At 34.5% G+C, this 756-nt stretch carries 2 protein-coding genes; both read right to left on the bottom strand.

Going from position 1 to position 756, the window contains the following annotated elements; translation table 11 throughout:
• On the bottom strand, positions 1 to 383 hold a 383-nt coding region (locus AC1DRF_RS30705), incomplete at its 3' end, for a GerAB/ArcD/ProY family transporter (protein ID WP_477742659.1).
• A 26-nt stretch (positions 384 to 409) separates the two neighbouring features.
• Entirely contained in the window at positions 410 to 643 is a 234-nt protein-coding gene (locus tag AC1DRF_RS30700; RefSeq protein WP_230183887.1) for a hypothetical protein, read from the bottom strand.
• Between the last annotated feature and the right edge of the window lie 113 nt (positions 644 to 756).

The raw sequence follows: 756 nt of genomic DNA, 5'->3' as shown, positions 1-756 counted from the left end.
AGCATAAAAATAATGTGAATAGCAATCAGCGGAGTTTCCATCATAATATGTGTATTTAAAAAACTCCCCACGTAGTATACAATGCGGCTGCATGTTATGACAGTAGACGTGACAAATAAACAAGATACACCTTTTCCTAAATATTTTCCAAACACTGCTTCATTGATTTCTATCAGATTTTTATCTTTAAATAAAAGTCCGAGAGCTATATATACTTTCACTAATACAAATCCGCATACTACTCCAAGGATAGCTGGAATCCAAGCGGTTTGTTTAGAATCTACAGTCATAGCTGCTGGAGCAATAACAATTGTGCTTCCAATTGTATAAAGCATAACGAGCATGCGAAATTGAATCGTTGAAATTTTAACTACAGGTTTCACTGTATTCACTTCCTCGTCTTAACGTCTTAAGATAGTAAATGAAGTAAAAATATGCTGACTGGCTTGAAGATAGCAGCTGATAAATCAGAAGGATTTGGAACATTTAAACCAAGTGCTTTACAGATGCTTACGACCATTCCAATTGCAAGAACTGTATAGAATAGCCACAGTTCTTTCTTTGCTTTTTTTTGCTGTAGTTTAGGTACTTCAAACCAAATGACGAGCGTGCCAACAATAAGTAACCCCAATACCCCTAGCATACACTAGCTCCTATACATGAATAATTAGTGTTATATTTTTCTGGAAAATAATTACTTATACTGAAGGTGCATTCTTTATTAAAGGTTTTTGAGTTTCTATCCATTGCTAGAAC

The sequence above is a fragment of the Priestia sp. P5_B4 genome (assembly GCF_056400385.1).
Note: the sequence above shows the minus strand (reverse complement) of the source record. Positions and strands in the feature narration are given on the sequence as shown.

Bases quoted from the DNA above. Each gene is read 5' to 3' on its own strand.
- AC1DRF_RS30700 (WP_230183887.1), bottom strand. From the start codon at position 643: ATGCTAGGGGTATTGGGGTTACTTATTGTTGGCACGCTCGTCATTTGG.